This is a genomic window from Dietzia maris (assembly GCF_014144855.1).
Taxonomy (GTDB): domain Bacteria; phylum Actinomycetota; class Actinomycetes; order Mycobacteriales; family Mycobacteriaceae; genus Dietzia; species Dietzia kunjamensis.
This window is the reverse complement of record NZ_JAALDN010000321.1, coordinates 1-7,734: the sequence shown is the minus strand read 5'-3', so window position 1 is coordinate 7,734 and position 7,734 is coordinate 1. Positions and strand designations below refer to the sequence as shown.

At 68.6% G+C, this 7,734-nt stretch carries 10 protein-coding genes; 6 read left to right on the top strand and 4 right to left on the bottom strand.

What is annotated here, in order from left to right:
• From G6024_RS10955 to G6024_RS10940, 4 genes are all read left to right on the top strand, one after another.
• On the top strand, positions 1–258 hold a 258-nt coding region (locus G6024_RS10955; protein ID WP_159148699.1), incomplete at its 5' end, for a GNAT family N-acetyltransferase.
• A 56-nt stretch (positions 259–314) separates the two neighbouring features.
• Positions 315–1,115 carry an exodeoxyribonuclease III gene (locus G6024_RS10950; protein WP_119192770.1) on the top strand — a complete coding sequence of 267 codons (801 nt, stop codon included), beginning with the start codon at positions 315–317 and terminating at the stop codon, positions 1,113–1,115.
• A gap of 3 nt (positions 1,116–1,118) precedes the next feature.
• Positions 1,119–2,012 carry a polyphosphate kinase 2 gene (ppk2, locus tag G6024_RS10945; RefSeq protein ID WP_159148698.1) on the top strand — a complete coding sequence of 298 codons (894 nt, stop codon included), beginning with the start codon at positions 1,119–1,121 and terminating at the stop codon, positions 2,010–2,012.
• A 96-nt stretch (positions 2,013–2,108) separates the two neighbouring features.
• A complete protein-coding gene (locus G6024_RS10940; protein ID WP_119192772.1) occupies positions 2,109–2,525 on the top strand; it encodes a CoA-binding protein in 417 nt (138 codons plus the stop codon).
• A gap of 19 nt (positions 2,526–2,544) precedes the next feature.
• Here G6024_RS10940 and G6024_RS10935 read toward each other — a convergent pair whose 3' ends face one another.
• Both G6024_RS10935 and G6024_RS10930 read right to left on the bottom strand, forming a co-directional pair.
• The gene (locus G6024_RS10935) at positions 2,545–3,030 is read right to left on the bottom strand and encodes a CD225/dispanin family protein (protein WP_159148697.1); all 486 of its coding nucleotides are present in this window, start codon (positions 3,028–3,030) and stop codon (positions 2,545–2,547) included.
• Between the two features lie 126 nt (positions 3,031–3,156).
• Positions 3,157–3,453, bottom strand: a complete 297-nt coding sequence (locus tag G6024_RS10930; protein WP_067719316.1) for a GNAT family N-acetyltransferase — start codon at positions 3,451–3,453, stop codon at positions 3,157–3,159.
• Between the two features lie 187 nt (positions 3,454–3,640).
• Between G6024_RS10930 and thiC the strand changes: the two genes are divergently transcribed.
• Entirely contained in the window at positions 3,641–5,347 is a 1,707-nt protein-coding gene (gene thiC, locus G6024_RS10925) for a phosphomethylpyrimidine synthase ThiC (RefSeq protein ID WP_159148696.1), read from the top strand.
• Between the two features lie 90 nt (positions 5,348–5,437).
• On the opposite strand, the gene G6024_RS10920 is transcribed toward thiC, so the two are convergent.
• The gene (locus G6024_RS10920) at positions 5,438–6,202 is read right to left on the bottom strand and encodes an ABC transporter permease (RefSeq protein WP_159148695.1); all 765 of its coding nucleotides are present in this window, start codon (positions 6,200–6,202) and stop codon (positions 5,438–5,440) included.
• Positions 6,199–7,113: an ABC transporter ATP-binding protein gene (locus tag G6024_RS10915; RefSeq protein ID WP_061227928.1), complete on the bottom strand. Its 915-nt coding sequence runs from the start codon at positions 7,111–7,113 to the stop codon at positions 6,199–6,201. The genes G6024_RS10920 and G6024_RS10915 overlap by 4 nt, the downstream gene beginning before the upstream one ends.
• An 87-nt stretch (positions 7,114–7,200) precedes the next feature.
• Here G6024_RS10915 and G6024_RS10910 point away from each other — a divergent pair.
• Positions 7,201–7,734 (top strand): DUF1707 SHOCT-like domain-containing protein (locus G6024_RS10910; protein WP_182640364.1); only part of this gene is annotated, 534 nt, incomplete at its 3' end.

Sequence of the window (7,734 nt, the reverse complement as noted above, 5' to 3'; positions counted from 1 at the left end):
ATCGCCCGCGGCGCCGTCACCGCCGGACCCGACGGCCACCCGCGGATCGCGGTGTCCTGCGTGCAGACCGCGGACGCCCACCGCCGCCGCGGCCTGGCCGAGGTGGTCACCGGCTCGCTCGTGGAGTGGGGACTGGGCCTCGGCGCGCAGGAATGTCACCTGCACGTGTTCGCGGACAACTCCGCCGGTCGTGGCCTGTGGGCCAAGCTCGGACTGCAGCCGCACCATTCGCTGCGCCACCTCGTCGTCGTCGACTGACACCGGCGCCGCTCCCACGGTGACACCGCCGCGCGGAGGGCAATACACTCGGGCGCATGCGCCTGGCCACCTGGAATGTGAACTCGATCCGCGCCCGGAAAGACCGCGTGCTCGCGTGGCTCGAACGCTCCGACGTCGACGTCCTGGCGATGCAGGAGACCAAGTGCAAGGACGAGCAGTTCCCCGAAGACGCGTTCCGTGAGCTCGGGTACGAGGTGGCCCACCACGGGTTGAGCCAGTGGAACGGTGTCGCCGTGGCCTCCCGGGTGGGGCTCGAGGACGTGCGTCTGGGCTTCGACGACATGCCCGGCTTCCACAAGGATCCCGAGGTCTCGCAGGACCCGGAGGCCCGCGCCATCTCGGCGGTCTGCGACGGCGTCCGCGTGTACAGCCTCTACGTCCCCAACGGCCGTGAGCTGGGCGACCCGCACTACACGTACAAGCTGGAGTGGCTGGCTCGCCTGCGCGACCACGCCGCCGCCGAGTTGGCCGCGGACTCCGCCGCCCAGATCGCCCTGGTGGGTGACTGGAACGTCGCCCCGCTCGACGAGGACGTGTGGGACCCGGAGGTCTTCGAGGGCAAAACCCACACCTCGGGCCCCGAGCGGCTCGCGTTCGCCGCGTTCGACGGCGCGGGCTTCCGCGAGGTCACCCGCGAACACACCCCCGGGCCCGGCGTCTACACCTACTGGGACTACACCGGACTCAGCTTCCCCAAGCGCAAGGGCATGCGGATCGACTTCCAGCTGCACTCCCCCGCCCTGGCCGCCCGCGTGACCGGGGCGTCCATCGACCGCGAGGAGCGCAAGGGCAAGGGCGCCTCCGACCACGCGCCCGTCGTCGTGGACCTCGACTGAGCCATGTCCACGTTCCAACTGCGCCACTACATCGACCGCCTGCGCGCCGAGGGGTTCACGGTCCGCGACGACCACGGCGAGGACCCGGATCTCATCGACATCCACGGCCGGGCCGTCGACACCTGGCGGGAGAACTACCCGTACGACGAGCGACTGGACCGCAACCAGTACGAGGTCGAGAAGTACCTGCTGCAGATCGAGCTGCTGAAGTTCCAGAACTGGCAGGCCGAGACCGGGCATCGGCAGGTGATCGTGTTCGAGGGCCGCGACGCCGCCGGCAAGGGCGGGACGATCAAGCGGTTCAGCGAGTACATCAACGTCCGGCAGGCCCGCGTCGTCGCCTTGGTCAAGCCGACCGAGACCGAGATGTATCAGTGGTACTTCCAGCGCTACATCGCCCACCTGCCCAGCCGCGGTGAGCTCGTGCTGTTCGACCGCTCCTGGTACAACCGCGCCGGCGTGGAGCGGGTGATGGGCTTCTGCACCGATTCCCAGTACGAGACGTTCATGGAACAGGCGCCCAACTTCGAGAAGATGCTGGTCGACTCGGGGATCGGGCTGACCAAGTTCTGGTTCTCCGTCACCCGGGAGGAGCAGAAGACCCGGTTCGCGATCCGCCAACTCGACCCGGTGCGGCGCTGGAAACTCTCGCCCATGGACCTGGAGTCGCTCGACAAGTGGGACAAGTACACGGACGCCAAGGAGGAGATGTTCCGGCGCACGGACACCGACCACGCGCCGTGGATCACCATCAAGTCCAACGACAAGAAGCGGGCCCGCATCAACGCGATGCGCTACTTCCTGAACCAGTTCGACTACCCGGACAAGGACCCCCAGGTGGTGTTCGACCCGGACCCGAAGATCGTCCGCCGCGGCAAGGACGCTGTCGGGGACTAGCGGAGGGAGCGCCAGCGAGCGGAGCGATGTCCCCGAGGACGGGCCTGGCGGAGCCGCGCGGGGAATGTCTGGGCGGCGGGGGGCCTTGAACTGGGTATGAGCCATTCCAATGACCCCGCCGTCATCACGCGCTTGCTCACCGAGAAGGGCCGCTGGGCCGTCGCCGGCCTGTCCAACAACTCCGCGCGCACCGCGTACGGGATAGCCGCCTACGTCCGCGACCTGGGACATGAGATCGTGCCGGTCCATCCTAAGGCCGAGACCGTGCACGGTCAGCAGGGCTACCCGGATCTCGCGTCCGTTCCCGGTGAGATCGATGTGGTCGACGTGTTCGTCAACTCGCAGCTCGCGGGCGGCGTGGTGGACGATGCGATAGCCAAGGGAGCCAAAGCGGTGTGGCTGCAGCTGGGCGTGGTCGACGAGGCTGCGGCGCAGCGCGCGAAGGATGCCGGGCTGGACGTGGTGATGGACGCGTGCCCCGCGATCGAAGCCCCTCGTCTGGGCCTGGCCTGAACCGCGGACCCGGCCGGGTCTAGAAGCCGCTCGAGGCCAGTCCCACCATCGCGAAGATGAAGATGAAGTACAACACGATGAGGACTGCCACGATCCCCAGTGAGATCATGCCGAGCTTCTTGGCGGTCGCGCTGGCGGCCTCGGCTTCGGCGTGGCGACCGGCGGCCCACAGCGGGTAGACGTCCAGCGCGCGGGTCATCGCGACGAACGACAACGGCCAGAAGAACAGGATCGACGCGACCGCCCAGCCGACGTTCGACGGCGGGCCGGGGTGAGCTCCCGAGGTGGTCCCGTACCCGCCCGCCCCGGCAAAGGACGGGGTCTGCGCGCCGTAGCCGGTCGGGGTCTGCGCGCCGTAGTCGGTCTGTCCGTACGAGCCCTGGCTGTACGGACTCTGTCCGTATGTGCCCTGGCCGTACGGGTTCTGGCTGTAGGAGCCCCGACTCGCATCGTCGCCACCGGTCGAGTCGCCGTCGGCAGTGTTCCCCTGGGGCGGGTAGGTCATGGGAGTCCTCTCCGGGTAGCTGGTCGTCTGGGGTCAGACTACGTCCCGCTCTCCCGGCCCCTTCTCCGCCGCTCGTCGGCCGGCTGACAATGGTCACCGCGGGCCACGGTCACCGCCCGGCGCCTGTCACGGCTGGGCGACCAGGAGCTGATATTCCGGGAAGCGAACGAGGAACCGCCGCACATAGCTGCAGACCGGCCGGATCTTGAGCTCATCGAGCCGCATGCGGGTGAGGACCAGGCTGACCAGCAGGCGAGCGATTCCCTGCTGGCCGTACCGCTCCTCGATCACGGTATGGAGCAGGATGTAGACGTCGCCGTCCTTCTCGTAACCAACGAGACCCATGAAGGTCTCGCTGTCCCACAGTTCGAAGCGGTCTCTATCGGTGTTGTGGACCAGCTTGAGCGACGTTACAGGGGACATCAGAACTCCTTCTTCAGGGCGTGTTCCACCCGCGATGCTACTCGTCGGGTTACGCTCGCCCCTGCACAATCACATACTCATCCACACGGGAGTCCGCTTCGATGCGCGGGCTGAGAGGACGACCAGCCGGGTCGTCGACCGTAGAACCTGTCCGGATCATGCCGGCGTAGGGAGATCAGGAAACACCATGGGCACAGCTTTATTCGCCGACGGCACCGACGGCACCCCGATCGACGCCGTGACGTGCGGCCCCATCCATTCCAGCAGTAAGGCTCATCTCGAGGTGCCCGGTGAGTTCGGTGACGGCCAGCGCGTACCCGTGCGCCGGATCGCGCTCACCGACGGCACGACGTTCGACGTCTACGACACCTCCGGCCCATATACCGCGTACGCGGACCCGGCCGACTGCCATGACCTGGGCGCGGGCCTCCCGCCGACCCGCCGCGAGTGGTCCCACCCCGGACCTGTCCCCGCCTCGCCGGAGAACCCCACTCCCGTCCGGACGCAGTTGGCCTGGGCCCGGGCGGGCCTGACAACCCCGGAGATGCGGTTCATCGCCGTGCGGGAGGGAATCGATGTCGAGGTGGTGCGTTCGGAGGTCGCCGCCGGGCGGGCGATCATCCCGGCCAACCATCGTCATCCGGAGAGCGAGCCGATGATCATCGGCAAGCGCTTCCTCACCAAGATCAACGCCAACATCGGCAACTCGGCGGTCACCAGTTCGATCGCCGAAGAGGTCGAGAAGATGGTGTGGGCCGCCCGGTGGGGCGCGGACACCATCATGGACCTGTCCACCGGCCGGGACATCCACGAGACGCGGGAGTGGATCCTGCGCAACTCCCCCGTCCCCGTGGGCACCGTGCCCATCTACCAGGCACTGGAGAAGGTGGGCGGCGACCCGGCCCGTCTGACCTGGGAGTTGTACCGTGATACCGTCATCGAACAGTGCGAGCAGGGCGTGGACTACATGACCGTCCATGCCGGAGTGCTGCTGCGCTATGTCCCGCTGGCGGCCAAGCGGGTCACCGGGATCGTGTCGCGTGGCGGATCGATCATGGCGGCGTGGTGCCTGGCGCACCACCGCGAGTCGTTCCTCTACACCCACTTCGAGGAACTGTGCGAGATTCTCGCCCGCTACGACGTGACGTTCTCCCTCGGTGACGGTCTGCGGCCGGGGTCGATCGCCGACGCCAATGACGAGGCGCAGTTCGCCGAACTGCGCACGCTCGGGGAGCTCACCGGGATCGCCAAGAGCCACGGCGTGCAGGTGATGATCGAGGGTCCCGGTCACGTGCCGATGGACAAGATCGTGGAGAACGTGCGCCTCGAGGAGGAGTGGTGCGAGGAGGCCCCATTCTACACGCTGGGCCCCCTCGCCACGGACATCGCGCCGGGCTATGACCACATCACGTCCGCGATCGGCGCTGCCCGCATCGCCGAGGCGGGCACGGCGATGCTGTGTTACGTCACGCCCAAGGAGCACCTGGGCCTGCCCGAGCGGGACGACGTCAAGACCGGCGTGATCACGTACAAGATCGCCGCGCACTCGGCCGATCTGGCGAAGGGTCACCCCGGCGCGCAGGCCCGCGATGACGCGCTGAGTACCGCCCGGTTCGAGTTCCGTTGGCGGGACCAGTTCGCCCTGGCCCTCGACCCGGACACCGCCCTGGCGTACCACGACGCGACGCTGCCCGCGGAGCCGGCGAAGACCGCGCACTTCTGCTCGATGTGCGGTCCGAAGTTCTGCTCGATGCGCATCTCCCAGGACATCCGCGACTACGCCGCGGAGCACGGGATGGAAACGGTGGAGGCGATCGAGGCGGGGATGGCGGAGAAGTCGGCCGAATTCTCCGAACTCGGTGGCCGCGTCTACCTGCCGATCTCCGAGTCGTAGTTCTCATCGGCTGCGAGGGCCGCGCCGGTCCCCACCGCGCCCGACGGGCCGGGACGTCGATGCTCAGTAGGTCGGATCGGCCGACCGAGCTCAGGCGTCCCGGCGCAGTGTCATCAGCACCCCGATGACCCAGAGGGCCACGCACACGGCCGCGAACCAGGCGAACGCCGGCCACTCGCCCCACGTGATGTACCCGCGGACACTCTCTCCCTGGGTCCAGAAGTCACCGTTGGCGAACGGCATCCAGGCGGCGATGTCCTCGCCGACCCGCGGGATCAACGAGACCATGCCCTCGAGGGCCAGAATCCACACGAGGAACAGGGAGATCGTGCCGGCGGCGTTGCGCATGATGTACGCCAGGCCCGTCACCGCGATCGTCCCCAGTGCGGCGTAGACGGGGAAGCGCCACAGGTAGGTCAGCCCGTCTCCGGAGAACGGGGTCCAGCCCTCGTTGCCGGAGAGCGCCCCGGCCACGAGGAGCGCCAGGACCACCGCGACGGCTGTGACCACCATCGACAGCACCGTGAACAGGGCGGTCTTGGCCACGATGGCCGGCCAGCGCGACGGCGTCGTCAGGAACGTGGCCTTGATCGTGTGATAGCGGTACTCGCCGGTCACGCCGACGATCGCGGCGATCCACGCCAGCAGGACGGTGAACGCACTGACGCCGAGGATCGCGAACAGCGGGTCGCTGCCGCCGCCGGGCGCACCGGCCATCGGGTCCCCCGTGGCGGGCTGCTCGAACTGGCCGATGACCACTGCGAGCACCACCGCCAGGCCGATGCCGATCGCGTACAGCCAGTAGGCACTCTTGGTGGTGGTGACCTTGATCCACTCGGACTTCAGCTGGTTCATCGGGTGGACTCCTGACCGTGGTACTCGACGTCCTGGTCCGTGAGGGCCATGAAGGCCTCCTCCAGCGACGCCCGCTTCTCGTGCAGTTCGTGGACGGTGATCCCCAGGCTGGCGGCGACATCGCCCACCTGCGGCGCGCGGAGATTCTGAATAAGGAAGACACCCTGTTCCGCGTCGAACGTGGCCTCGATGCCCTCGTCGCGCGCGGCGGCGGTGAACTCGTCGACGTGCGGGGTGCGCAACACCACCGAGGACGTGGCGGCGTCCAAGAACTCCTCGACGGAGGTCTGCGCGCGCAGCTTGCCGCGGCCGATCACGACGAGGTCCTGGGCGGTCTGCGCCATCTCCGACAGCAGGTGCGAGGAGACGAGCACGGTGCGGCCCTCTGCGGCGCGCGCGTGCATGAACCGGCGGATCCACAGGATGCCCTCGGGGTCGAGACCGTTGACGGGCTCGTCGAAGAGCAGGACCTCGGGATCGCCGAGCATGGCGGTGGCCAGACCGAGTCGCTGGCGCATGCCGAGCGAGTAGCCGCCGACCTTGCGGCCGGCGACGTCGGTGAGGCCGACCAGGCCGAGCACCTCGTCGACGCGGCCCGGCGCCACCCCGCCCGCCGCGGCGACCATCCTCAGGTGCGCGCCGGCGGAACGGTTGGCGTGGGTCCAGGACGCGTCGAGTAGACAGCCCACCTTGTGGGCGGGGCGATCCAACTCGCGGTACGGGGTGCCGTTGATCAGTGCCTGCCCGGACGTGGGGGTGTCGAGACCGACCATCATCCGCATCGTCGTGGACTTGCCGGCGCCGTTCGGGCCGAGGAATCCGGTGACGACGCCGGGCCGGACCTCGAAGCTGAGGTCGTCCACGGCGGTGGAGGCGCCGAAGCGCTTGGTGAGATTCCGTACCTCGATCATGGACCCCAGTCTGCCTGCCGGGGTGCGGGCAGCGTGCGTCCACCTACTCAGCCCGCGTACAGGTAGTGCAGTACTAGGCTCGTGACCATGGATGACGCCACGCCCGAGCCGGATCGCCACCTGCCGTCGGTCCGCGCCTCCGACGCCGAGCGCGACGCCACCGCCAGGCTCCTCCAGGAGTCCTTCTCGGAGGGGCGGCTCACGCTCGCCGAATTCGACGACCGGACCTCGCGGGCGTACGCCGCACGCTTCCGGTCCGAGCTCATCGAGCTGACGCACGACCTGCCGATCGCCCACCACGAGCACGATTCGACGCCCGCGACCCGGCCGCACGGGGCCCCGGCGCGTCGCGTCACCGGGGCCAGCGGGCCCGCCTCCTCGCTGGCGATCATGGGAGGCGTCGAGCGGGCGGGGGCGTGGACCCTTCCCTCCGTGCACACCGCGTTCGCGCTGATGGGCGGCATCGAGATCGACCTGCGTGGTGCCTCGTTGCAGTCCCACGAGACGACGATCCGGGCGTTCGCGATCATGGGCGGCATCGACATCTACGTCCCCGACGACGTGCGGGTGGAGGTCGAGGGGATCGGCCTGATGGGCGGGTTCGGCGAGGAGTCGGGGCAC